The 26,351-nt window shown below is 53.9% G+C and carries 20 protein-coding genes; 14 read left to right on the top strand and 6 right to left on the bottom strand.

What is annotated here, in order from left to right:
- Nucleotides 1–66: 66 nt before the first annotated feature.
- Entirely contained in the window at nt 67–324 is a 258-nt protein-coding gene (locus C0623_02075) for a hypothetical protein (GenBank protein PLY03265.1), read from the top strand.
- A gap of 97 nt (nt 325–421) precedes the next feature.
- On the opposite strand, the gene C0623_02070 is transcribed toward C0623_02075, so the two are convergent.
- Both C0623_02070 and C0623_02065 read right to left on the bottom strand, forming a co-directional pair.
- Nucleotides 422–2,941: a glycosyl transferase family 1 gene (locus tag C0623_02070; GenBank protein ID PLY03264.1), complete on the bottom strand. Its 2,520-nt coding sequence runs from the start codon at nt 2,939–2,941 to the stop codon at nt 422–424.
- Entirely contained in the window at nt 2,934–3,611 is a 678-nt protein-coding gene (locus tag C0623_02065) for an ABC transporter (protein ID PLY03263.1), read from the bottom strand. The genes C0623_02070 and C0623_02065 overlap by 8 nt, the downstream gene beginning before the upstream one ends.
- Before the next feature lie 9 nt (nt 3,612–3,620).
- On the opposite strand from C0623_02065, the gene C0623_02060 reads away from it, so the two are divergent.
- Nucleotides 3,621–4,247 carry an arylesterase gene (locus C0623_02060; protein PLY03269.1) on the top strand — a complete coding sequence of 209 codons (627 nt, stop codon included), beginning with the start codon at nt 3,621–3,623 and terminating at the stop codon, nt 4,245–4,247.
- A gap of 140 nt (nt 4,248–4,387) precedes the next feature.
- Here C0623_02060 and C0623_02055 read toward each other — a convergent pair whose 3' ends face one another.
- On the bottom strand, nt 4,388–5,545 hold the full coding sequence (locus C0623_02055) for a sodium:proton antiporter (GenBank protein PLY03262.1): 1,158 nt from the start codon (nt 5,543–5,545) through the stop codon (nt 4,388–4,390).
- Between the two features lie 100 nt (nt 5,546–5,645).
- On the opposite strand from C0623_02055, the gene C0623_02050 reads away from it, so the two are divergent.
- Nucleotides 5,646–6,578 (top strand): hypothetical protein, encoded by a 933-nt coding sequence (locus tag C0623_02050; GenBank protein PLY03261.1) that lies wholly within the window; start codon nt 5,646–5,648, stop codon nt 6,576–6,578.
- A 111-nt stretch (nt 6,579–6,689) separates the two neighbouring features.
- Here the strand turns inward: C0623_02050 and C0623_02045 are convergent, their stop codons facing one another.
- On the bottom strand, nt 6,690–6,956 hold the full coding sequence (locus tag C0623_02045) for a cytochrome C (GenBank protein ID PLY03260.1): 267 nt from the start codon (nt 6,954–6,956) through the stop codon (nt 6,690–6,692).
- Nucleotides 6,957–7,304: 348 nt separating this feature from the next.
- Nucleotides 7,305–8,828: a phytoene desaturase gene (locus C0623_02040; GenBank protein ID PLY03259.1), complete on the bottom strand. Its 1,524-nt coding sequence runs from the start codon at nt 8,826–8,828 to the stop codon at nt 7,305–7,307.
- 182 nt (nt 8,829–9,010) lie between these two features.
- Here C0623_02040 and C0623_02035 point away from each other — a divergent pair, with 182 nt between their 5' ends.
- The 10 genes from C0623_02035 to C0623_01990 all read left to right on the top strand — a co-directional run bounded on the left by C0623_02035 (nt 9,011) and on the right by C0623_01990 (nt 23,698).
- Entirely contained in the window at nt 9,011–9,493 is a 483-nt protein-coding gene (locus C0623_02035) for a permease (GenBank protein PLY03258.1), read from the top strand.
- A complete protein-coding gene (locus C0623_02030) occupies nt 9,490–10,008 on the top strand; it encodes a hypothetical protein (GenBank protein PLY03257.1) in 519 nt (172 codons plus the stop codon). The genes C0623_02035 and C0623_02030 overlap by 4 nt, the downstream gene beginning before the upstream one ends.
- Nucleotides 10,009–10,353: 345 nt before the next feature.
- Complete coding sequence (locus C0623_02025) at nt 10,354–10,659, top strand: hypothetical protein (protein PLY03256.1); 306 nt, start codon at nt 10,354–10,356, stop codon at nt 10,657–10,659.
- A gap of 603 nt (nt 10,660–11,262) precedes the next feature.
- On the top strand, nt 11,263–11,868 hold the full coding sequence (locus C0623_02020; GenBank protein ID PLY03255.1) for a hypothetical protein: 606 nt from the start codon (nt 11,263–11,265) through the stop codon (nt 11,866–11,868).
- Nucleotides 11,861–13,702, top strand: a complete 1,842-nt coding sequence (locus C0623_02015; GenBank protein PLY03254.1) for a cytochrome C — start codon at nt 11,861–11,863, stop codon at nt 13,700–13,702. The genes C0623_02020 and C0623_02015 overlap by 8 nt, the downstream gene beginning before the upstream one ends.
- 253 nt (nt 13,703–13,955) lie before the next feature.
- Nucleotides 13,956–15,632: a Fis family transcriptional regulator gene (locus tag C0623_02010; protein PLY03253.1), complete on the top strand. Its 1,677-nt coding sequence runs from the start codon at nt 13,956–13,958 to the stop codon at nt 15,630–15,632.
- Nucleotides 15,632–16,441 (top strand): hypothetical protein, encoded by an 810-nt coding sequence (locus tag C0623_02005; GenBank protein PLY03252.1) that lies wholly within the window; start codon nt 15,632–15,634, stop codon nt 16,439–16,441. The genes C0623_02010 and C0623_02005 overlap by 1 nt, the downstream gene beginning before the upstream one ends.
- A 420-nt stretch (nt 16,442–16,861) precedes the next feature.
- Nucleotides 16,862–17,098 (top strand): hypothetical protein, encoded by a 237-nt coding sequence (locus C0623_02000; GenBank protein ID PLY03268.1) that lies wholly within the window; start codon nt 16,862–16,864, stop codon nt 17,096–17,098.
- Nucleotides 17,099–17,649: 551 nt separating this feature from the next.
- Complete coding sequence (locus tag C0623_01995; protein ID PLY03251.1) at nt 17,650–22,083, top strand: glutamate synthase large subunit; 4,434 nt, start codon at nt 17,650–17,652, stop codon at nt 22,081–22,083.
- Between the two features lie 226 nt (nt 22,084–22,309).
- Nucleotides 22,310–23,698 (top strand): glutamate synthase small subunit, encoded by a 1,389-nt coding sequence (locus C0623_01990; GenBank protein ID PLY03250.1) that lies wholly within the window; start codon nt 22,310–22,312, stop codon nt 23,696–23,698.
- A gap of 14 nt (nt 23,699–23,712) precedes the next feature.
- Here the strand turns inward: C0623_01990 and C0623_01985 are convergent, their stop codons facing one another.
- Nucleotides 23,713–24,078, bottom strand: a complete 366-nt coding sequence (locus C0623_01985) for a diacylglycerol kinase (GenBank protein ID PLY03249.1) — start codon at nt 24,076–24,078, stop codon at nt 23,713–23,715.
- 165 nt (nt 24,079–24,243) lie between these two features.
- On the opposite strand from C0623_01985, the gene C0623_01980 reads away from it, so the two are divergent.
- The gene (locus tag C0623_01980; GenBank protein PLY03248.1) at nt 24,244–26,259 is read left to right on the top strand and encodes a sulfatase; all 2,016 of its coding nucleotides are present in this window, start codon (nt 24,244–24,246) and stop codon (nt 26,257–26,259) included.
- The last annotated feature ends 92 nt before the right edge of the window (nt 26,260–26,351 follow it).

Below are 26,351 nucleotides of genomic sequence, written 5' to 3'. Positions count from 1 at the left end.
GACAGGAGAACCGCGCGGTCGCGGCCGCGCACTCCGCCATACTCTTTTATTAAGCCATAAAAGAGTATGCAGAAAACGGCTCCCTTGCAGGGGGCTTTTCTTCTGTATGAAGTACTTCTGTTTAACTTTTCTACCGGGGAGTTTGCCTTGAGGCAAACGCAGTCCGTCTCCGTGGCGGTTGCGGTCGAGCTGAGGTTTATTGATCGCGCTACCGGAAGCGACCTCAAGAGCTCCAGGGGTGAGTCAAAATCATCCATGGATTCCCGATCGGAGTCGGAAAGTTCTACGGGGACACTACCCGAAGTTAAGGGAAGTGTCTCCTGAAGAAAGCTTTTTTGATAGTTTCCACTGCTCCACCGGAATGAGCCTCAGACATAAACCGTCCCTTACGATATCGATAACCACGCCGCAGTAGCTGCAATCAATCTTCCCGTAAAAAGACAGACGGTTTTTGCCCCAGAGCCTTCCAGGTGCCGACAAGACCGAGACAAAGCGTCAGTATGATTGCGACTACCAGCGTCACAAGGACCACCTCGGGATAAAGCGTGAACGGCGAATCCATCAGTCGGGTCAGGATGCCCCACGCCGCAAGACTTCCGGCAAAGGTGGCAACCACACCGGCACACAGACCGAGGATCAGAAACTCGCAGGCAAAGCTTAAAATAATATCGCGCCGGGTGGCGCCGCAGACCTTGAAAATCACCGAATCGTGAATCCGCCGATGCTGATCAGCGGACAGGGCTCCGGCCAATACCATCAGTGAGACCACAAGTGCCAGGGCGGCCATGGCACTGAAGGTCGCGCTGAGCCGACCAAGGGTACGCGACACATTTTCCAGGACTTCCCGAACCCCGATCACCGAAACATTGGCGAAACGATCGGTCAGGGCCGTATAAACCTGCGCCTCGTCAGCGGGCGAGACATGAATGGCGGCAATATTGGTTTGTGGGGCGCTCGACAGGATGCCCGGGGAAAACAGCAGGGCAAAGTTCAGCTGCATATTCGACCAGTCGACTTCGCGGACACTGGTGATCCGTGCCGTTAGCCTGCGGCCGAGGACATCAACACTGATCGTATCTCCGATCGCGACCCCAAATCCCTTGGCCAGGTCGGCGGTAATCGAAACCAGTTGGCTGTCAATTGGCCGGTCCTGACCCCACCATTCTCCGGCAATCAGTCTGGTCCCTTCCGGCATTTCCCGCGTATAGCTCAAAAAACGGTCGCCACGGACGGCCCATTCGACATCGGGAGAGATTTCGGCCTCATCGACCGGTACCCCTTTGATCGCGACAATGCGCCCGCGCAGGGTCGGGAACCGTCGGCTTTTAATGATCTCAGGCGATTGCGCGACAATCTCCTCGAATGGCGCAACCTGGTCAGGTTGAATATCGAGCAGGAAAAAGGCCGGGGCGTCACGCGGGATCTCATTATCGACCAGGGCGTTGAGATTGACATGAACCTGGGAGATCAATACCAGCGCCGTCAGCCCGAGTCCGAGGGAAAACATGACGCTCCGTGCCGGAGCACCGCGCCGATAGATGTTGCGCAGTCCGAGCGCCAGCCGTGGTTCACGCGGCAACGGAATCGCCGCGGCAAGCCGGATAACCAGCGCTGTAGCGAAGCGAAATACCAGGAAACAGGCGACCGCGCCGACAGAGAACCAGGCGGCCATGCGGGTATCGGCGCTCGATAACAACGTCAGGCCGACCAACAGGATTGCAGTAACGGCAATCGCCAGACGGATGCGGGGGCTGGTTGAGCCGCCGCCGGCGCCGGTGTAGCCGCGAAACAAAATCGCCGGTGACACCCGGCTCGCATTTCCGAGAGCCTTGAGCGAAAAAAGGAGCGAAATCAGGAGTCCGAAAAGCGCCGCCGAGCCGAGAACTCCGGGAAAGATGGCTGCGACAAACGGGATCGGCAGAGATTTTCCGACAAAAGACTCAACAAAAAACGGCACCACGGCGGCGAGCGCCAATCCGAGACCGGAGGCGAGTCCGCCGAGCAGAAGAACCTGGAACAGGTAACTGATGAAAATTGTCCGGTTGTCGGCCCCGAGGCATTTCATTGCGGCGATATGAACCATTTTACTGTCGAGGTACCCCCTGACGGCACCGGAGACGCCCAGGCCACCGACCAGCAACGCGCATAACCCGAGGAGGGTCAGGTTGGTGCTCATCCGGTCGAGGAACCGGCGGATACGTGGCGCCGCATCATGCCAGGTCCGGACCCGCCAGCCGCTGTCGACGAAATCCTTCTCGATGGATGCCTTGACTGCTTTGGCGTCTGCCTCATCCGGCAATTTGATGCGGTACCGGTAATTAACCAGACTCCCGGGCTGGATGAGCCCGGTTTTGGCCAATCCGGGAAAAGATATCATCACCCGCGGCCCGAGGCTGAAAGCACGAATCACCCGATCCGGTTCGTTGTGCAGGACACCGGCAATCGGGAACCGGGCCGAGCCGAGACGGAGCTCGTCACCTACCGCCATCCGCAGACGCAGCAGCAGGGATTCTTCAACCAGAACACCTTTGGCCAGGGCACCCTGCAATGACTGCTCCGGTTCGATGCCGGGTTCGCCGTAGTGAGGATAAGCGGAATCAACAGCTTTCAGTTCAACGAGTCCGCGGCCGTCGCCGCTCACAGCAAAAGCCATCGTCCGCAACGAAGCGGTCCGGGAAACAGCACCCAGATTTTCGACATATTCGAGTTGCTCCGCCTTGAGCGGGCGGTGCGTCAGGCGAATTTCTACATCGCCGCCCAGCAGGGCGGCGGCATCATTGAGAAGACCCCGGCGGGCCGAGGCCGTAAAGGAACCGACCACTGCGATGGCGAAGACGCCGAGAAAAAGACAGGCCAGAAATACACCAAAGCGCCGCAACCCACTCCGAAGTTCGCGCCGGGCGATCCGCAAAGCGTTGGCAAAAGGAGAGAATTCAGGCATAAGCCTCTCCGACCGGGCTCATTGTGCCGTCGTTCATCGCCAGAGTCCGGTCGCAACGCTGCGCCAGCTTTTCATCGTGGGTGACCAGCACCAGCGTCGTATCAAAATCGCGCTGCATGGTGAAAAGCATATCCATGACCTGCAGACCGGTGTTCTTATCGAGATTCCCGGTCGGTTCATCGGCAAGGATCAGGGCCGGGCGGGCGACAAACGCACGCGCCAGGGCAACGCGCTGCTGCTCTCCGCCGGACAACTCCCCGGGATAATGCGCCATACGGTCGCCGAGGCCGGTCGCCCGCAACGCTTCTTCAGCCCGTTCCACCGGGTGGTCACCGCCGGAAAACTCCAGCGGCAAAGCGACATTTTCGAGCGCCGACATGGTCGGGATCAGGTGGAACGATTGAAAAACAATACCGACATATTCGCGCCGGAACCGCGCCAACTGGTCTTCATCCAGATGTGTAATATCGGTTCCGGCGACTTGCAGCGTACCGGAGGTTGGACGTTCCAGACCGGCCAGAACCATCAGCAGTGTTGTCTTGCCGGCGCCGGAGGAGCCGACGATACTCAAGGTTTCTCCCGGCGCGACATCGAGATTGACGCCGCGCAGGATATTGACCGGACCGGCACCACCGATTAAACTTAAATGAACGTTATCGATATGAATCATGAGGTCTTTATGCCTTTTCGCAGTTTGTTAGTATTAATCCTGTTTATGCTGACCGTCCATACCGGAGCGGCGGCTGATCGCAATCTGTTCAAGATTGTTGCCCTCGGCGACAGCCTCACGGCCGGTTATGGTCTTGCCAACGCCGAGGCGCTTCCGGCGCAACTCGAAGCCGCGTTACAAAAGCGCGGTCATAACGTCCGCGTGATCAACGCCGGGGTCTCCGGTGATACCAGCGCCGGCGGCTTGCGGCGGCTCGACTGGACCCTGGCAGATAATCCCGACCTGGTCCTCCTCGCCCTCGGCAGCAACGACGCCCTGCGCGGGCTCGACCCGGAAAAAACCCGTGCCAATCTTGATGCCATCATTGAAAAAATCCGGCAAAAAGGGAGCCAGGTTCTGCTTGCAGGGATGAAAGCACCGCGTAATTTAGGCCCTACCTACTATACCAGATTCGACAACCTATATCCCGAACTGGCCGAAAAACATGCGATCCCATTCTATCCATTCTTCCTCGAAGGGGTCGCCACCAGAGCAGAGTTCAATCAGGCTGACGGCATCCATCCCAACGCCCGCGGCGTCGAGATAATGGTTAAGAATCTACTCCCGGTTTTGCAGGCATTACTTCCGGCAAATTGATGAGTCGACCGGATGATCCCTCCCCTGCGATTCCCGGGCGCTTAACAATTTATGTCGGCCAACAATAAATTTTCCGAGCGGTTTATAAAAAGAGCGGCCCGGAAAGGGCCGCTCTTGTGTCCATCTGCTATTTGCAGGTATCAGTTTTCAACCAGTTGCCCATCAGCCGCCAGCAAACGCCGGATGATTCCGATAAAGACTCCGGTCATTGCCAGGTTGAGGGCAAGGCAGAGCGAGGCGACACCAACAGCGGCTCCGCTGATGCCATACGAGAGGGAGAGGATCAGCACCCCGGCGCCGACCTCGCCACGCGGCCACATGCCAATGGAAACAGCCAGCCTTTGCCGCCATGAAGCTTCTTTCCGGTAACAAAAGGCCGGGAACATTTTACCAAGGTTGGCAATCACGGTGACCACCAGAACGTGAAAAAGCACCATTATCATCGAGCCTTCGCCGGCAATCTCGTTCCAGGCAATCAACGGCATCGAAAGGCCAACCAGTACCATGAAGAGCGCCGAAATCGTAAAGTCGAGGCGGGTTTCCTGGTGACCTTCGTCGTGGCCAGGCTCAACATCCTCCTTGATCAGACAGCCCAATACAAAAGCCGGAAGTAGTACCTCGATATTAATCGGCACCTTTCCCCACATGTCAGTCAATAGATAAATAACTTCTGAAACAGCCGCAATGATAAAGCCGTAGAAGAGTATTGCCCCGCTTGAATGTGGAATTTTCAACCGGTTGAGATAAACCCAGGCAATCCAGAGCTGGGCGATGATAATTCCGATCACCCCCATCAGCATCCAGCTGAAACCAACAACGGCAATTTTGAGCGGAATCATCAGCAAGACGGTGTCGAGGTCATCAAATATTGCCAGAATGCGGGCTTTCTTGAAGACCCAGGTCGAGGCCAACCCGGCTGCGGCCAGCATCGAGAAAAGGACCCCGGCCGAAGTCGGTGCGGCAAAGCGTGCTACCAGAAGGGAATCTCGCCAGGCTGGCCAGCTCCCCCAATCGACTGAAGGAGAGAAAACAACGACAAAATAAATAGCACAGAAGATCCAGGGGAATGTTGCCGCCGTTGCCGCAACGATATAATCCCAACCGTACTCGCGCGTTTTCGACTTGTCGATCTGAAACTCCCGACCAACGTTGATCATGATATAGGCGAGTCCGGTCATCGTCAAAAGCGTGAGCACCGGGTCAACAACCCGGTAAACATCTTCGGGAAGTTGATGGGAAAACTGTGAACCGAAAAGGCCGAGTAAAAGGAGGATCGAGTAGAGCCAAAGCTTATTCATCATAAAAACCCATAAAATAAGTCGTGCGTGATTGAATTACCTGCAAATTCTGGCATATTTTTTAACAGATGCAACAAAAACCTGATTTGAAGGGACCGATATGGATCGTTTCAAGAGAATAGCCGTGCTGTATAATGCCGCCAACTCCGATAAAATCGCCTTGAAACGCGCGGCTGTACTTGCCGGGAACAACAAGGCAAAAATTCTGGCCGTGCATATCGATGAACCAATCTCTTCAGCAACCCAACTTCTTCTCGGGCAGGAAAGGATAAAACAATTTCTTTCCGACCGCCAGTACAATGTCGAGCATCATTTCGCAAAACACATGGAGGAGATTGATCACGGGAAAATTCCATTGAAAATCGCCAGTGGTGATCAGGGGGTTGAAACCATCCGCTTCATCCTCGAGAACAAATGCGACCTGTTGATGAAAACCCGGGACACACCATCAAAACGACAAGCCATTTCCGTAACCGACATGAAGCTCCTTCGCAAATGTCCGGTTCCGGTCATGCTCATTAAACCGGGCCGCAAAAAACATTTCAATAGAATCATGGCAGCAGTTGACCTTGCACCTGAAAAGCCAGCCTCCAATGAGCTGCTCAAGAACATTCTCGGGTTGGCAACATCCTTAAGTGTCCGTGAAGGTGCGGAACTCGACATAGTGCATGCCTGGCAAACGTTTGCAACAACGACCCTGCAAGGGCCACGCTTCAAGTTATCAAATTCCGATGTCGAAGAGATAAAAACCAAAGAGAAAAAGCTCCGCGAATCGTGGCTGGAGGAGGCCATTTCACCTTACATCGATTTGGATATCAAAATCCGCACACACCTTTTCCCGGGTGATCCCGCCGACGTACTCACCGACTTTGCCACAAAACGCCGAACCGATCTCCTGGTCATGGGCAGTCTGGGGCGCGGCGGCCTGCAGGGTTTACTGATCGGCAACACGGCGGAGCGGGTTCTCGACAATGTCAGTTGCTCCACTCTGACGATCAAACCGGACGACTTTATCTGTCCTGTCAAAGTATAACAAACAGTGCTGTTTGTTATTGCCCAACCCAGGACTTTTCGTCACAACCATTAAACAATAAAAAAGGGCACCGAAACCGGCGCCCTTTTCCATGTCTAAATGTATCGGGTCTTACTTTTTGTGGCAGTCGTTACATTTAGTCGGACCGCCCATATCTTTGTGACAAGCCTTGCAGGTCTTGTGACCGAAGTCTTTGTCAACGGCGATCTTGGCCGGAGTCCCTTCATGACACTTGGCGCAATCACCCAGCTTTTCCTGGTGAGCCTTGTGGTCAAAAGTGACATTCCCTTTTTTGTTTTCATAAGTGACAACGTCGGCAGCAAATGCGCTGACACTTACGAAAGCAAGAAGCATTGCGAGTACAATAATCTTTTTCATTTCTTCCTCCTCAGGATTAGAATTCAGCTTAGGAAGATATTATATTTACCTATATACTTCAAGAACTTAAGTCAATTTTAATCTAAGGGAAATTTAATTTAAAAGCACTCCCTGTGCCTGCTTAGAAACCTCGATCCGGTTGCTGTTTAAACCCGGTTTCCTACAGGTTTTCAATCTGCAATGAGTTGCATTAATACGTTTGGACGTAAAGGGCCCCGGTGCCAATCCTGTCCCTGATGTTCCTCTTGTCAAATCTCGTTTGCAACAAGAGTGTCGATGCCATTACCGTAATCATTCCGTTTGAGCAGCAACATACAAAAGGGATCGTTTTTTTATCAGTCGGTCATTTCAGGACAACGGCACACCAGAAGGTTTTTTAAAATCGGCCCCGAATCGCTCCGCCAGCAAATTCGCGGTGATCCGTCCCGACTCGTAAATTGTCGGCAGACCGCTGCCCGGGTGGGTGCCGCCACCGACCAGATAGCAATTGGCAAGCTCTTCGAATTGATTATGCGGACGAAGATAGAGCATCTGTGTCAGTTTGTGCGAAAGGTTGAAGGTCGCACCGAAATAAACACTTCGTTCTTCTTCCCAATCTTCCGGTGTAATCATCTTTTCAACGACGATATGATCACGGATATCAGTCAGGGCGGTGCGCTGGGCTATCGCATCAAGAACCCTTTCGCGAAACGGCCCAGCCTCCTGACTCCAGTCAATTCCGCTCTGGTTATTGGCAACCGGCACGAGGACATAGATTGCCGAGTGCCCCTCCGGGGCCTGGGTCGAATCAGTCACCGAAGCATTTCGGACATAGAATGAAAGTTGATCGGACAGGCATTTATTGATCGAGATATCGGCGATATTTCGCTCGTAGTCCTCGGCGAAGATGATGGTATGGTGCGTCATATCATAGGTCTTGTCGAGACCAAGATAGAGCATAAAGGTTGAACAGGAATAATCACGGGCAGCAAGATTCTCCTGCGTGTATTTCTCGAGCAGGCCCGGTTCGATGATGCGGGTCATCGCGTGGGCGAAGTCAGCATTGACGATGACCGAATCGGCTCGATCAATTGCTCCGTTTGCAAGAACAACCCCATCGACCAGGCGGCCGCGGGTCAAAAGCTTTTCCACCGGCGCCCCGAGACAGATTGTCCCGCCCTCCTCTTCGAGAACCTTTGCCATCGCCCGGGAGATTTCACTCAGGCCACCGGTGACATGATAGATTCCGTACGCATATTCAATATAGGGGATCATGGCGAAAGCGCCCGGACAGCTCCAGGGCGACATCCCGAGATACTTTGACTGGAAGGTAAAGGCGAGGCGCAAGTATTCGTGATCAAAGTAGTCACCGAGCACTCCATAGAGGCTCCGACCGACACTCAAATGCGGTATTGCCTTGAGAAACACCGGCTTGAGATAATCGAGGGGTGACGAATACGCTGCCTGCAAACAACCATACATTTTTGCAAAACGTTCTTTTTCCCGCTTAAAAAATAGTTCGAGACCGGCTTCTTCCCCGGGAAAGGCACGGGCTATCTCATCCCGCATTTTGTCAAAATCATCAGTCGGAAAAATTGCCCGGTCGACAAACTTGAGTTCATACATTGGATCGAGACGGACAAAATCGAGATAATCGGCAGAGTCGCGACCGGTTTCGGCAAACATTTCATCGAGCAGGAATTTCATCATCAGGAAGGTCGGGCCGATATCGAACCGGTAGTCAGCAAGCCGCAGTTCTCCATTACGACCACCGACTTCAGTCTCTTTTTCATAGATCGTTACATCGAAGCCACGCCGGGCAAGAATCATCCCGGCGGTCAGTCCACCCGGACCGGCCCCGACAATGATGATGCGTTTTCCTGTTTCTGCCATAAGCAACCCCCTGATGATATCCAAACGACAAGCCGGAACGCCAAAACTAAAGCCAAAGCAGCAAACGTCAATATACCGGACAAAGTAAAGCCGGGCAATAACATGATGATCTTTACAAGCTCCACGATTCAAATTATCCTGCGACGTAAACAACCTTTTTCAATGACAGGCCCCAGGCATTCATGCTCGCAACCGGACTCTTCTATCTCGTTCTTGTTTCAGCCCTCTATCTACTCGGTTTCCGCCGGGAGCGTGAAAAAACCCGAAGCAGTCTGCTGGCCGCGCGCCAGACCCTGGTGCGGATGCTGCCGCTTTTGCTTTCGATATTTGCCTTGATCGGCCTTTTTAATGAATTCGTTCCCCCCGAGTCAATTCGCGGCTGGCTCGGTGATAATAACCACCTGCTCTCGCTTTTGAATGGAGCACTTGTCGGGGCGGTCGCAATCGGGCCGCCGGTCGCAGCTTTCCCGATTGCCGGTTCGTTCATCGAAACCGGCGCCTGGCCACCGGCCGCGGCCGCCTTCATTGTTTCATGGGTATCGGTCGGCATCGTCTCCCTGCCGGTGGAGGCACACGTTTTCGGATGGAAGTTTGCGCTCTGGCGCAATAGCATCACCTTTATCGCCGCCCTGCTGATCGGGCTGTTGATCGGAGGGCTGATATGATGATCCTGCGCTGGTTCGTTTCGCAGTGGCTGGTCAGCCTGACCCTCCTGTTATACCTGATTGCCACCTGGCTCAGTCCGGAGAGAGCCTGGACCGCGCTGCAATCCGGAGGCCAGTTGCTCATATCGGTTTCCCTGCTCGTGCTCGCCGTCATGGGGCTGGTCGGGCTGGTCCAGACCTGGATCAGTCGCGACATGGTATCCCGACTCCTCGGCGAGAAGAGCGGACCAAAGGCGCTGCTGGTTGCAATGCTCTGCGGCACCTTGTTGATCGGGCCACCCTATATTATATTCCCGCTCCTCATGACGATACGTAACCAGGGAGCCCGCTGGGCCGTGGTCACGATTGTCCTTGCCGCTTATGCCGTCAAGCTGCCAATGATCCCGCTGGAAGTCGGTTTTCTCGGTTGGCCATTTTCCCTGGGACGCTCTCTCCTGACTCTCCTGTTTGCCGTTCCAACCGGTCTTCTCGTTGAACGGATTATGAACAGTTCCCGATCCCGCTTTCCTCACTGAGCAGAAACGATCCTGTCGACAACCCGATCTGGCCGTTCGCGCAGCGGGTTTTTTTAATTAAATGTTTCAAATGTTCCACTTTTCGTTTCACGCCTGTTCCATCCCGCATTCAATCGTAATTTCAATATCTTACGCGGTCATCTGATCTTTAATTACCATATTGGCCATGTTTCACCTGAAACATGGCATTTCTCCTTAATCTTTTTTTAATTTTTTTTAATTTTATAAGCCACTGTTTTTACTGATTAATTAAAGAAAATTCATTTATTTCCAGATAATGGCATGCCTGTTGTATTAGTTATAGTTAAAGATTGTTAATGTTTCAGATCAAGGAGCAATAAAACAATGACGACGCTGGCTGTTCCTTACTACGGAAATCTTTACCACAGCACGACAGGCCTTGAGCGAATCTTTTTTATTGTGAATTACGATACGGTCATGGAGTGCCTTCAGGATATTCAGCTCCAGGTCTGGGACCAGAACAAGAACCCGGAGCTGCATAAGTGGCTCGAAGAAAATGGTGTTTACGGTGTTGTCTGCCGCGACCCGGAATCAATGCCATTAATTGAAAAAGTCGCCAACGAGGGAATCACGGTACTGGAGCAGGGAAGTAAACGCGCCCAGACCATTATGAAAAACCTCTGCATGTGAACAGTTCACAACATACACCCGAATGAAAGGAGAGAAAAAATGAAAACAAAACAGAATTATTCAAGCTTGATGGAAGAGGCAACTGCTAAAGGGATCATCGGCGTATACGGCTCGATCGCCGTCTTCATCTGCACCTTTGCCGTATGGTCAGTTCTCTGCATGGGCGGAGCCATTGTCAACCTTTTCACATGAACCCGCATCGACGTACACATTACGTGAAGGAGAATGTCATGAAGAACAAGCAAGCACATTCGGATCTCGATGACCGGGAATACATCGGACCGATGCTCTTTGTAACGGGAATGTTCGCTGTCGGCGCAAGCCTGGTTCAGGCCTGGCCCGCACTGAGCCACATCGCCGGCAAGTTAATCAGTTAGGCCATCAGGGCCACCCGGGCAGGGGTCAAAAGCCCCTGTCTTTTTATGCTTTGCTCACAACTTCACCAGTTAACTGGACCGGACTATGACTGAAAAATCGTTAACGACATGTCCTCAATGCGGAAATGACCATCTTTACAACCTGGCCGATGGTCGTAATAAGTGCAGCGCCTGTGGGCTGAAGTTCTCTCCGACGCGGCGCCGGTCACGACTGACTCCTGAGGCAATGGAAGCGATTGTTTCCGGTTTTGTCTCAGGAAACCCGGCCTCACAGATTGCCGAGGAGACAGGCCTGAATCTGAAGACAGTTCATCTCTATTATGGCCGCATTCGCGAATTGATAGCCGCAGACCGCGAAAGATATCTGCGGCGCAGTTACGGCAGCTCTGAAATCTCACCAAATTTATTTGTCGCTACCGGAATAAGCGAAAAGAGACGTAATGCTGTTTTGATCGGTTGCCTGATTCATCAGGAGTCTGAAATGGAACTGCTGCTTACGAATGAAACAGCAGATGGAGAACATGCGCGGCTCGACCCATCCTCGGTTGCCGGGTGGATTATCGCAGCAGATCGCAAGGCGCTTGACGAGCTGCAGCTTGATCGCATCAATTGCCTGCCCGGCAACAGCGCCAGAGAAAAAGCCCGGGTTTTCTGGAAAAACACAAAAAACCGCCTCTCCTCATATTGCGGCGGGTTCAAAAATCATTTTCGTCTCTATCTCAGGGAGATGGAGTTCAAAAACAACATTAAAAACATGGAGGCGGCCCGGCAACAGATCACAGAGTTACTGGTCCAGAGTCCATCTAAAACAACAGGAGAAGAAGATGCGTAACTCATTATTGTTCACACTATTTTTGCTGGCCTTCGTGCTTACGGGCGTGTCCAGTGAGGCCCTGGCAGCGGGACCGAAATCAATGGTCGACTCTTCGGCATGCCTCGACTGCCATGATGACCTTGTCAGCGCGGAAGATTTTGTCGCCTCTGCACACGGCGGGAATGGCTGCACCAGCTGCCATCTCTCCGGGATGCAGCTCGACAAGCACATGGAAGGCGAAGCCGATATTGACGATGTCAAATGCGATCGCTGCCACACCAAGGTGATGGCCGAATATATTGACAGTGTCCACTTCACCAACGAAGTCAGCTGCACTTCCTGCCACACCGATATCCACCGCACCCCGGATGTCGACAAAAGGGCCAGCGTAACCATCTGTGTCGAATGCCACGACGACATGGATGGCTTCATGAACTCGATCCACGGCGAAAGCCTGCTGGCCGGCAACGCCGACGCGCCCGACTGCAGCAGCTGTCATGGCCTGCATGAGATCCAGGAGATCAAACCCGGGACCAGCAATGAGGGAAAATTATTCTACTCCTCGACCTGCATCCCTTGCCACGACAACCATGACATGATGGAACGCAACGGGGTCAATCCGAATGCCGTTGAGACCTACCTCGAGAGCTATCACGGCAAGGGCTACATGCTCGGCTTTCCCGATCAGAACGCCGGATGTGCCGACTGCCACACGGCACACAATGTCTTGCCCGAGGCTAACCCGAAGTCAACGATTAACGAGGCAAACATTCAGGGAGTCTGCCAACAATGCCACCCGGATGCCTCGGAATTTTTCAGCATGTACTACGCTCACGGCGATCACAGCGATAGTGAAAAATATCCCATCCTCTACTGGACCTTCATGGGCATGTCGGGGCTACTGATCGGCACATTCACATTTTTCTGGATTCATTCTCTACTCTGGATGTTCCGTGGTTTTGTAGAAAACCGGGAGAAGAAGAAAGCCTTGATTGAGGGTCGCGCGCACATCGACCCCGACGCCCACAAGGTCTACTCCCGTTTCAAAATGCGCCACATCCTGCTGCACGTGACGGTCATTATCAGCTTCCTCGGCCTTTCACTGACCGGGCTCCCCCTCAAGTTCAGCGACCAGGTCTGGGCCAAAACCCTGATGTCGTTCTACGGCGGCGTTCATTATGCCGGCTTGATCCATCGCGGTTGCGCGATTCTGACCTTTTACTATTTCCTCGGTGCGCTCTGGATGAGCATCGACTTCCTGTTCATCCGCAAAGATGTCAAGGGACACTTTCTGCAGAAGCTGTTCGGTCCCGACTCCCTGATGCCGAACCTGCGCGACATCAGCGACATTATCGGAATGGTGAAATGGTTCTTCTTCAAGGGCCCGAAACCGAGCTTCGAGCGCTGGACCTACTGGGAAAAGTTCGACTTCCTCGCTGTCTTCTGGGGTATGTTCGCCATCGGCGGCTCCGGCCTCATGCTCTGGTTTCCGGAGTTCTTCGGGCACTTCCTGCCGGGATGGATGCTCAATGTGGCAACGATCATCCATTCGGATGAAGCACTGCTGGCGACCGGTTTTATCTTTACCGTCCATTTCTTCAATACCCACGGACGCCCCGAGAAGTTCCCGATGGATTTTGTCATCTTTAACGGCGAAGTCAGCAAAGAGGAACTGATGGAGGAGCGGGGTGACCAGTGGAAACGATACGAAGAGCTGGGCATCACCGAAAACTTCCTTATGGAGAAGCAGAGCAGTGTCCTTTACGATTTCATTTTTAAAGGATTCGGCTTCCTGGCGGTCTTTACCGGCCTGGTCCTGATTTTCTGTATGTTTATTGCTTTCTTCGCCTGACAGGGATTACCCCCGGAGCTTAGCGCTCCGGGGGTGACCTCCGGGTATTCGTGGACCAGTGGATTCTCCTCCGTGTTCAAAAAAACAAAATAAAAGATCATCACTTCCGCAGTTTAATCATCTCACAAAAAAGATACCCTTTTCAGTAATCTGCCCGGAACGCGTAAAATTAAAATCAACTAATTGAAGCTTTACAGCAATGCTGCCTACGATGTATTCTGAAGCGTCAACACATGACGGAGGAACTCTCTCGATGGCACATTTCAGAGGAATCGGCAACTTCGATTGCATCAGCATGATGGATTCCCTTCCTGACGGCATTTTTGTCGTAGACCAGGAGATGCGTATTTCCGCATTCAATACAGCGGCGGCATCGCTCACCGGCTTTAAGTGTGAAGAGGTTTTAGGGCGGTATTGCCATGAAGTGTTCTGTTCCGATCTCTGCAAGGAGGAATGTCCTCTCCTCGAGGCGAAAGAAAAACACACAACCATCCATAACCGGATCATGTCAATCAAGCGCAAGGACGGCAAGCGCATACCGATCACCATCAGTGCCTCGATCCTATATGATTCCGCGGGGAATTTTGTCGGCGGCGTTGAAACAATCAGAAGCCGCCGACACATCAACACCATCGTCAACAGCGTGGCTGACGGCATATTCACCGTCGACAGGGACATGCGCATCTGGACCTACAACAAGGCGGCCGAAGAGATGACCGGAATCCCCTACAGCGAAGCGGTCGGTCGCCCCTGCCAGGAGATATTCCACTCCTCTGTCTGCAAAAACGGCTGTCCGGTTCGCGAAGCGATGGAGACGGGTCAACCTGTCATTAATCGAGAAGTCCAGATCATTGACAACGAGGGACACTGCAAGCCGGTCTCGATCAGCGCTTCGACGCTCGAAGATGAAGATGGCAATATTGTCGGGGCCGTCGAATCAATGCGCGACCTCTCCATGGTCTATACCCTGAAAGAAGAGATCCAGAAGAAATACGCTTTTGAAAATATGGTCAGCCGCAATCCGACGATGCGGCGCCTTTTTGAAATCGTCAACGACATTTCGTCCAGCGAAGCGACTGTCTTTATCCATGGCGACAGCGGCACCGGCAAAGAGCTGTTTGCCCGGGCGATTCATGAATTAAGCCCACGCCGGGTCGGTCCTTTGATCATCATCAACTGCGGCGCCCTGCCGGAGAACCTTCTCGAAGCGGAAATCTTCGGTGTCCGCAAGGGAGCATATACCGGTGCCGACGAGGACAGGCCCGGCCGGCTCGAGCTCTGCCAGGGCGGTACATTTTTCCTTGATGAAGTCGGCGATTTGCCGCTTTCACTGCAAGTCAAGTTACTGCGGGTCCTTGAAAACCGGGAATTCCAGCCGGTGGGCGGCAAAGAGACCCTGCAGGCCGATGTCCGGTTCATTACCGCAACGCATCGCAACCTCGAGCAGATGGTAGCGCAAGGAACATTCCGCCAGGACCTCCTGTTCCGGATCAATACGGTGACGCTCAACATCCCGCCATTGAGGGAGCGCCGGGAAGATATCCCCCTGCTCATCGACATGGCGATGCAGCGCTTCAATGCCCTTTACAACAAACGGATCAAGGCGGTCTCTCCCGACCTGATGCGACTGATTTTGTCGTACGACTTTCCCGGCAACGTCCGGGAGCTGCTCAACCTGATGGAGCAGGCGGTAATCCTCTGCAAGGGAGACGAGGTTGGTCTTGAGCATGTACCGGAAAACCTGTTTCGCAACAACCTTGGGGAGTGCGACAACTTACCGCGTGCAAACAAGGCCTTTAACCCGGGCCTGCTGGCCGAGGTTCTGGACCGACATCGGGGCAACCGCATCGGAGCTGCGGAAGAGCTTGGCGTTTCACGGACGACACTCTGGCGATGGGTCAAACAAGCCGGACTTGAGAATATGAAATAATGGGGAGCGGCATGAGTGTGACACGGGAGGAGTTGCGCAGCCTGAGCTCGTCCATTGACAACCTGATGGATCTGGGCAGAAGAGAAGAAGCGGAAAAACTTCTCAACCAGGCTCTTGAGGCCTCGGCCGACGATCAGGCTTACAATCTCTTCTTCCAGGCCGAAGCGGCGCTCTATCTGCGCGGCGATCATCGAGCGCGGCAGTTGCTGTTGTCAGAAGGGGTCAAGGAAGCACCGGAGGACCCTTTTCTCCTGCGCAACCTTGGTGGCGGATACCTGATGGATGAACGGTTCGCCAAAGCCCACCGTCTCTTCAATAAAGCCCTTGAACTCGATCCCCGCAATGCCGATACGCTACGCAGTCTCGGTCTCTTCTTTTCGGCAAAGGGACGGGAGAGCCGGGCCATCAGCTGGTTCAAAAAAGCTGTTGCCGTCAAATCAGACGACAATGACTCCCTCCGTCAGATCGGGGTCTGTTATTCCAAGCTCGGCAATGATCGCGAAGCGATCAACTGGTATGAGCAGGCAATTGCCAGCTGTGCCGAGGATTATGATGCCATGCGTCAGCTCGGGGTCTCGTGGGCCATGCTCAAAAACTACGATACCGCTCTGGCCTGGCTAAATAAAGCGTTGCAGGTCAATACTGAAGATCTCGACAGCAAACGGAATCTCAGGTTGGTCGAGAAGAAAAAAAGCGGCAAGGGAACGACGTTTATCGACAGGTTAATGATCCGATTGGCGCGGCGCATGACCCTCACCTGGCGTCGTTTCATTGATCGCATTGATCAACTCAAGAAAGACCAGCCATAAAGACCGGCTGTCACCTCCGACCTCCCCTGTTATTTATAAAATCCTGTTTTTATTCATTTTCCCTTTTATTTTCAACATATTAAACGACTTCCAATTTTCAGCGGCATGCATAATCGCGCGCAAAATAGACCTGTTGTATATCCAGTAAAACACAAAATGGCGTAAGTATCCGGAATATAAGAGAAATTTTCACTTTTTCTCTTGACAGGAGACACCTCGGGAGAGATACTATTCCCATCTATGTTATTTAATACTTCTTAGCGAAAGGAAATCAGTATGAAGTGCCCATCATGCAACAGCAAGCATCTTGAGATCGACATTCACGCCGATGGCTACTCGGCAAACGTTCTTGAATGTGGCGATTGCGGCTGCATCTCGACCTATTCCGGAAATTCCATCAAAGTTCTAAAGGAGAAAAGCATGAACAAAATCAAGACCTATTCAGATTTCATCTGTCCGACCTGCAAATCGGTCCTCTGCATCGAAACTGACCTTGATGCATTTCAGTTCCATGAAGAGATTCAGGAATGCGCCAATTGCGGAACCGTCTGCTCATCAGCTCACAACCAGATCGAGGTTGTTAAGGATTCACAGGTCAACTCGTTTCTGAGCTGCACCTCCGATCTCGTCGAATCGGACGATTACGCACTGATTTAACTGTCCCGGGAAACGCTGCGACACAGGGAGGCTGAAATGGAAGACTTATGGCGCATACAGGATTCAGGAGTCGATATGGAAGAAATCGCCGACTACGCCGAATACCACCGTTTTTTAAACAGGTTTACCGCCAACGAAGAGAAAAGTAATCGTCGTTATCTCCTCTTTGGAGAATCAACGGCTAAAACGACTAAAAAGCATACGTGAAACAGCAATAGCATTCTATCCTGTGAAAAGAAGGGTCCTGGCACTCATCCAGAACCCAGGTTTGAACTTCCACTGTACGTTGAGTAATTTTGTGTCTTCTGTCATCACCGGACCGACCCAGTAAAATAACTGTTTAGTTCTGGCTCGGTTAAAAAAAACCTGCACCTTCTCATCCCTATACTCCGGGCAAAAAAGAGGCACGATTCTTTTGAATCAAGCCTCTTTTTGCTTATCCATACCAGCAGTGAACGATTCTTCAGAAATAAATCAAGCTGAACCTTTATTTCCATTCAATCTGCCTGTATTATGGAAGATTACTGACTAACTCCTGAAAGATGTGCCCAATGAAAACATTCATCAATCCTGCCGAACAGTTCAAAGACAACTGTGGCTTTGGCCTGCTGGCCAGTTTGCGCAATGAGCCAACCCACCAACTGCTTGAAGACGCGATCCGTGCGCTCTCCCGCATGATGCACCGGGGCGCCATTGCCGCCGACGGCAAAACCGGTGACGGCTGTGGACTCCTCTGCGCGATGCCGACCGCATTCATGCGCAATATCGCGCATGAGCATGAAGTCTCACTGCCGGAAACGTTTGCCGTCGGAACCCTGTTTCTGACCGAAGGGGAAAAACAAAAGAAGGTATTTGTCGAAACCTGCGAGAAAAATGACCTCAAGGTTGTCCTGTTCCGTGATGTTCCAATCGACCAGGAAGCGCTTGGCGACTACGCCCGTGAGCTGCTGCCGGAGATTGTACAGGCTTTTGTAATCCCGCGGGAATTGATTGCAACCCGGCGTTTTGATGCCCTCCTATACCTGACCCGGCGCGAGGTTGAAAATCGGTTTTCTGATGAAAAGGGTTTTTATATCGCCAACCTGTCCCGCACCCTGATCTCTTACAAGGGCCTGGTGATGCCGAACTTTCTGCAACAGCTTTATCCGGACCTGACCAATCCCGACTTTTCGACAGCCCTGGTTCTGTTTCATCAGCGTTTTTCGACCAACACGCTGCCCCAATGGCGCCTTGCCCAACCTTTCCGCAACCTCGCACACAACGGTGAAATCAATTCGATCCGCGCCAATCGGTTCAACGCTCTGGCCAAAACGGCGTCGATGAAAAGTCCCGTCTTTTCTAATGAAGAGCTGCAGCGCCTGTTCCCGATCCTGCAGACAGGAGCGAGCGACAGCGCCAGCCTCGATAATATGTACGAATTCCTACTGATTAACGGTGTCGATTTCTTCAAGGCGGCCCGGATGCTGATTCCGCCGGCCCGCCACAATGTTGCCCACATGCCGGCCAGTCTCCGCTCTTTCTACGAATACACTTCGGCGACCTGGGAGCCATGGGACGGCCCGGCGGCAGTCAGCCTGACCGACGGCCGATACATCGCCTGCCTGCTCGACCGGAATGGTCTGCGGCCGGCCAAGTATGTCGTCACGACTGATGATCGCCTGCTTCTGACCAGCGAATATGGTGTACTCGGAACTCCACCGGAAAACATTCGTGAGCGCGGCCGCCTGCAAAGCGGCGAAATGATTGCCGCCGACCTTGTTCAGGGTGAGATTTTCAAGACCACCGAGATCGATCGATATCTCATGGATTCGAACCCCTACAGTGAATGGCTCACCGACAGCACTTTTTACCTGCAGGAATTTATCGAGCATCAGTTCGAGGATCAGGACCGTCTGCACGTCGACGACCTCGAACGATCACAGCGCTACCACAACATCACCAACGAAACAGTCGAGAAAATCATCAAGCCGATGCTGCGCGAAGGCAAGGAGCCGACCGGCTCGATGGGGGACGATACTCCGCAGGCCGCCTTTTCCGATGCGCAACGCAAGCACAGCGAATTCTTCCGCCAGAAGTTCGCCCAGGTCACCAACCCGCCGATCGATCCCTACCGCGAAAAAGTCGTGATGTCGACAACTATCGGTATCGGTGAAACCGGGAACCCGCTGATCGAAACTCCGGACCGGGGGCGCCGCCTGAAAAGTGTATCGCCGATTCTCTCTCGCGAAATTTTTGTCGCATTGCTTTCCTTCGGCAAGCCTGACAGTGATCGCTATGAGCCGATTTACCGCTACGAGCGTTTCTATACATGCTTTACGGATGATCTCAGGAAATCGCTTGAGACATTGAGCGATACGGTTATCACCGCCGTTCGTGACCAGGGAATCAGGGTCGTTATCCTTGATGATCGCTGCCTCGATGACAAGAACAATTTAATCCCGATGGCGATGGCCGTAGGCTATATCAATCAACGCCTTCTCAAGGAAGAACTGCGCCACCTTGTCTCCCTGGTTGCAGTCACCGGCGAAGTCGTTGACGCCCACGATGCATCGGTTCTGATTGCCAACGGTGCCCTCGCCATTTATCCCTGGCTGCTCTATGCGACCGCTCTCAACTCTCTCGAGCGGAGCCAGTCGACGCACCGGGCGGCGCGGATCGGCCTGAAGAACGTTTTCGATGCCCTGACCAAGGGAATTCTCAAGGTCATGTCAAAAATGGGAATCAGCACGGTTTCGAGCTATCGGAACTCTGCACTCTTCGATATCATCGGCCTTTCCGATAATATCGTCGACGACTGTTTTCCGGCCTCGGCATCACTCCTGCCCGGTCTCGACTACCCTGACATCGAAGAACGGACCAAAAAGGTCCACCATGCGGTCTTCCGCAAACCGCAGATGGCACCGTTCTATCCCCTGTCGATCGGCAGCAGTCTGAACGACAACCCGGGTGGTGAATACCACGATTTCAACTCAAAGGTCATTACGACGATTCATCATTTCGCCGAAAACAGAAGCCGCAAGAACTACCTGAAGTTTCGCGACCTGATTACCGGCCGCGGCCTCCGTTTCGTCCGTGACTTCCTCGAGTTCAAGAGCGATCGTGATCCGATCCCGCTCGATCAGGTTGAACCGGTTGAGGCGATCACCCGGCGCTTCGATTCAGCTGCGATGTCGCTCGGCTCGATTTCGCCGGAGGCGCACGAAGCTTTGGCCGAAGCAATGGCCAAACTCGGCGGCTGTTCCAACAGTGGCGAAGGCGGCGAGTCACCGGAACGGATCAAATCGGCAAAGAACAGCAAGATCAAGCAGATTGCCTCCGGACGATTCGGGGTGACGCCTGGCTACCTGCGCAGCGCCGAGGAGATCCAGATCAAGGTTGCCCAGGGTGCCAAGCCGGGCGAAGGAGGGCAACTCCCGGGCGAAAAGGTCACCCCCCTGATTGCTTCGCTACGCTTCACGATCCCCGGGGTTACCCTGATTTCACCACCGCCGCATCACGATATTTACTCGATCGAGGACCTGGCCCAGTTGATCTTCGATCTCAAGCAGGTCAATCCGGAGGCCCGGATCTGCGTCAAACTGGTATCAACCGAAGGGGTCGGCACCATCGCCGCCGGGGTCGCCAAGGCCTACGCCGACCGGATCGTTATTTCCGGTGCTGACGGCGGCACAGGGGCGGCGCCGCAAAGTTCAATAAAGTTTGCCGGAAACCCGTGGGAACTCGGCCTGGCCGAAGCACACCAGAGCCTCAAGGCAAATCATCTGCGCGAGCTGGTACAGTTGCAGACCGATGGCGGCCTCAAGATCGGTCGCGATATCGTTAAGGCGGCGCTGTTCGGAGCCGAATACTACGGCTTCGGAACACCGCTTCTGGTGATGCTCGGCTGTAAACTTCTGCGGGTTTGTCACCTCAATCGCTGCACCGTCGGCGTCGCTACCCAGGATGAAAGCCTGCGCGCTCACTATGTCGGCACGGTCGACAAGGTCGTCAGCTACCTGACCAACGTTGCCGAAGATGTCCGCGAAATCCTTGCCGAGCTCGGTTACAGCAGCCTCGATGAGCTGGTTGGCCGGATCGACCTGCTCGAACCGAGCAGCGAACCGATCGCGAAAAAATTTAATTTTTCGCCTCTGCTGCAGACCTTTGATGGTAAAAACACCTGGCAAAAGCGCAACGACCCGTTTGATGACAATGCCTTCGAAAAAGAGGTCCTCAAGGAGTTGATGCCGACCATCAAAAACCCACGCAAGCAGATCGTTATCGAGCGCGAAATCAGCAACCTGAACCGCTCCTTCGGGGCAATGATCAGCGGTGAAATCGCCAAACACTATGGAGATAAAGGCCTGCCGAAAGAGACGATTGAGCTCATGCTCTCCGGCGTCGCCGGCCAATCACTCGGCGCCTTTTTGATTAAAGGCGTCAGCATCTGGGTCAAGGGCGTCGCCAACGATTACGTCGGCAAGGGGATGAACAACGGCCGGATTATCGTCACGCCGCGCAACTACCAGGATGGCAGCGCCGCCGTCGGCAATACCTGCCTCTACGGCGCAACCGGCGGCAAACTGTTTGCTGCCGGCATGACCGGCGAACGCTTTGCCGTGCGTAATTCAGGAGCACTTGCCGTGGTCGAGGGAACCGGCGATCATGCCTGCGAATACATGACCGGCGGCACGGTCGTTATCCTCGGGGAGACCGGTATCAATTTCGGCGCCGGCATGACCGGCGGGGCAGCCTTTATCTATGACCGTCATAAAACGTTCATGGACAATCTGAACCGCGAACTGGTTGAAGCGCGCCGCATTGATGTCGATGAGGACAGCGAAGCGAAGCTCTACCTCAAGAGCATTCTCAACAGCTACCTCGCCCGGACCGACAGCCCGAAGGCGAAGTTTATCCTCGATCACTACCGTGAAGAGCTCGCCTACTTCTGGATGGTCACACCGAAAAACATGAAAGCGCCGCTTAATCCGAAAGAGGGAGATTAAACCCAGGTTTCTGGTTTCTGGTATCAGGAGTCAGGAAAAATCGACAACAGAGGGCTTCAGATTTCAGAAGAATGAACAAGATTTTCAAGGAGTTCAGATTTTATGAAGATGCAAGGCACTCGTGAGGAGCTGACCCGCAGGCGTAGCCGGAGGTTACGTCGAGGACTCAGTTCGCACGATAACGCCGCAGATTCGTGAAAGATGGGCTCCGCATAAAGAGGATAATATGCAGGGATTTATAGACACCCATAGGTTGGACCCGGACAAGGAAGACGTCAGTAAACGCCTCCGTCACTTTGAGGAAATCTATCGCTTCTACACCAGCCGGATAGTTGCCCGGCAGTCGGAGCGCTGCGTCCAGTGCGGCGACCCGTTCTGCACGACCATCGGCTGTCCGCTCAACAATGCCATTCCGCAGTGGCTCGAAGCGATCGCCGAACGGGACCTGGAAAAGGCCTTTCTCCTCTCCAACGAGACCTCGCCTTTCCCGGAAATTCTCGGCAGGGTCTGTCCGCATAACCGGCTCTGTGAAGGCGCCTGCACCCTCGATGACGGCTACGGCGCCATCACCATCGGCCCGATCGAGGCCTCGATTTCCGACCTCGCTTTCAAGGCCGGCCTGCGCCTCCCCTTCCCCGGCGTTACCGGCAAAAAGAAGGTCGCCGTCGTCGGTTCCGGACCGGCCGGAATGAGCTGCGCCCACTTCCTGCTGCGGGCCGGCATCAAGGTTGACATGTATGAACGGGCCGAGCTGCCGGGAGGGCTTCTGACCTACGGCATCCCAGGGTTCAAGCTGGAGAAGGAGACGATCAGGCGGCGTTTCGCCATTCTCAGGGATGCCGGCATGTCCCTCAATCTCGGGGTCGAAATCGGGCATGACGTCGAAATGGACAAATTGCTCAAAGATTATGACGCGATTTTCCTCGGGGTCGGTGCGACCAATGGCAAACGATCAAATATCCCCGGCGAAGATCATGAACAGGTCTACCTGGCAATGGATTTTCTGACCAACGTCCAACGCCGGCTGTATGGCCAGTCATGGATGGAGCGGTTCAGCGTACTCGGCAAACGGGTTATCGTTGTCGGCGGCGGCGACACCGCAATGGACTGTGTCCGTACGGCCGTCCGCGAGGGGGCCGAAAGCGTCACCTGCCTCTACCGACGCGACGAGGGGAACATGCCGGGCAGCCGTAAGGAATACCTCAATGCGGTCGAAGAGGGAGTTGTCTTCATGTTCCAGGAGACACCGGTAAAAATCGATATTGACGCGAACAATCATGTTGTCGGCGTCGATGCGTTGCGCACCGAACTCGGCGCACCGGACGATGACGGCCGCCGAAAAGTCTCCGAAATCGCCGGCAGCGAGCATTGCGTTCCGGCCGATGTTGTGATCATGGCTCTCGGCTTTGACATGGAGGGCCTGCCGTTTGTCGCGGACAGCGGCGTCAAACTTGGCGACTGGGGTGAGATTGTCATCGACCCGAAGAGCTGTCGCACCTCGCACCCGAAGGTCTTCGCCGGTGGTGACTGTCAGCGCGGCGCCGACCTGGTGGTGACCGCTGCGGCCGACGGCCGGCTGGCAGCTCTGGAGATCATGCAGGAGCTGCTCGGCTGAACGGGTCGCATAAATCAGGCAAGCAAGACCAGAGCCCAGATGACAGCTGCATTGACCAAAGCAATCAACACCGCGGCTGAGCCCATATCCTTGGCACGCCCGGCCAGTTCGTGAAACTCCGGTCCATGCCGATCAACCACCGACTCCATGGCTGAGTTCAGCATTTCAACGATCAGAACCAGAAGAAGGCTGCCAATCAGCAGCGCTTTTTCGACTCCCGATTGACCCAGCCAGAAGCCTAAGGGCGCCGCCACGCAAAATGCCAGAACCTCCTGCCGAAACGCCGCTTCATGTTTCCAGGCGGCACGCAGACCGGCATAGGAATAGGTCGTGGCCAGAAGCAATCGGCGCAACCCTTTGTTTTTCCATTTCCCTGTCATTTCAACTCATCCTCACTTTATCTGATTTAACAGCACTTTAATTGATAATCTCAGGGAAGGCAAACAACCTGCCATTCCGATAATTACAATCAACTTGGTCGCGATTGATTTATTGCAAACAGTGCCTATACTTAAAAGCGCACATCATAGTATCCATATAAGGTGATGATAACCATGAATCTCGTCAAGGAAACCGGGAAAAATCCGGGGGCGTTGTTACCGGTTCTTCTCTTTTTTTGCAGCAGTCTCGCCCTTCTGAGCGTGTCGCGTCTGGTCATGGCTCTCTGGCAATGGCAGCGGGTAGCTGCTGTCGATGGATTTTCCCGGGTCATGCTGAACGGTGTCCGCATGGACCTGCAGATTGTCGGATACGTCACTTTACCGCTTCTTCTCGGAACTCTCCTGGTTCCGGCATCCCGCTATGGCCGGCTGTGGTCACGATTCCAGACCGTCTGGATGGTGGTTTGGTTCGGTCTGTTTATTTACATGGAATGCGCGACGCCTTCATTCATCAACTACTACGACGTTCGCCCCAACCGCCTGTTTATTGAATACCTCGACAACCCGAGGGAAGTCGGCTTGACGCTGTGGGCCGATTACAAGTTCCAGATCATGCTCAGCCTCCTTGCGGTCACACTGGGAAGCTTCCTCTTCTACAGGTTGCTTCGGACCACAACTGCCGCCGTACGCCCCTGGGGCTGGAAAAAACGGATTATTCTCCTGCCAATTGTCATTGTTGTCGTCGCCATCGGTGCCCGCGGCAGTCTCGACCACCGACCGGCCAATCCCGGGACCGCCGCCTTTTCAAGCGATCATCTGGTCAATGATCTGGCGGTCAGCTCGGCCTATTCCGTCCTCTATGCCTTGTACAGCCTGCGCCATGAAGGGGATGCCGGCGAGACCTATATTGCCAGGATGTCGACCGATGAAATCAACAGCCGGATGCACCAGATGATGCGGCTTCCGGATGCGGCATTCACCGACCCGACAGCGCCGACCATGCATCGCAGTCAACCTGAGCGGACCTGCACCCGCCCGATGAACCTGGTCATCATTCTCGAAGAGAGCCTCGGCGCGCAGTACGTCGCTTCTCTGGGCGGCGAGCCTTACACCCCGGAGCTGGAGAAGCTCTCCCGTCAAGGGATCTGGTTCGACAACCTTTATGCGACCGGAACCCGGTCGGTCCGGGGCATCGAGGCCGTTGTCACCGGTTTTTTGCCAACCCCCGGCCGGAGTGTCGTCAAGCTGGGGTTGTCACAGAACAATTTTTTCACTCTGCCCGAACTGTTTCGGAAGCAGGGCTACGACACAGAATTCATCTACGGCGGCGAAAGTCAATTTGATAACATGCGCGGTTTTTTCCTGAACAACGGATTCAATCGGGTTATCGATCAAAAAGATTACAAAAACCCGGTCTTCCGCGGCACCTGGGGCGTTTCCGACGAAGATTTGTTCAATCGGGCCGATGCCGAACTCACAGCGGCTGACAAGCCGCTTTTTGCCCTGGTCTTCACTTCTTCCAACCACCCGCCCCATGAATACCCGGCCGGCCGCATCAAGCCGATCGACGGCGAGAAAGCCAAAATCGCCAATGCTGTCCGCTATGCCGATTACGCCCTTGGCCAATTCTTCGACAAGGCCCGCAGTTCACCTTACTGGGAGAACACGATCTTTCTCGTGGTCGCTGACCACGATGACGTTCTCCCCGGGCCCGACCTGGTGCCGGTCGAACATTTCCATATCCCCGGTTTGATTCTTGGCGGGTCCATTGCAGCACAAAAGATATCAATACTTGCCAGCCAGGTCGACCTCGGCCCGACAGTTCTGTCGCTGATGGGGGTTGAAGTAAATGACCCGATGCCGGGGATCAGCCTTCTGGATCCGCCCGCTAACTACAGCGGCCGCGCCATCCTGCAGTACGGTACAATCCATGCTTTGATGCGCAATAATCAGGTCGCGGTTCTGCAGCCGGACAAGCCTGGCACTGTTTTTAATTACAGCAACGGGCATCTCAGGCCAAATGTCGAAGGCAATGAAGAACTTCTGCGTGATGCAGTCGCCACCGCATTCTGGCCTTCTCTGGCTTACAGAACGATGGCCTATCACCCCGACAAGGGAGTTCTTCCACACCTGGTCCCGTCCGCCAGGGGAGACGGCAACAAATCGCTATGTACCAACTGAGCGGTTCAACCCCCGCGAAAAATTCTTCATGTCATCTGTCGATTCGGTATGTTAATATCCGCCTGATGGAATTTTCGTAACAGGCGGATATT

Source organism: Desulfuromonas sp. (assembly GCA_002869615.1).
In the GTDB taxonomy this organism is placed as follows: Bacteria; Desulfobacterota; Desulfuromonadia; order Desulfuromonadales; family UBA2294; genus BM707.
Note: the sequence above shows the minus strand (reverse complement) of the source record. Positions and strands in the feature narration are given on the sequence as shown.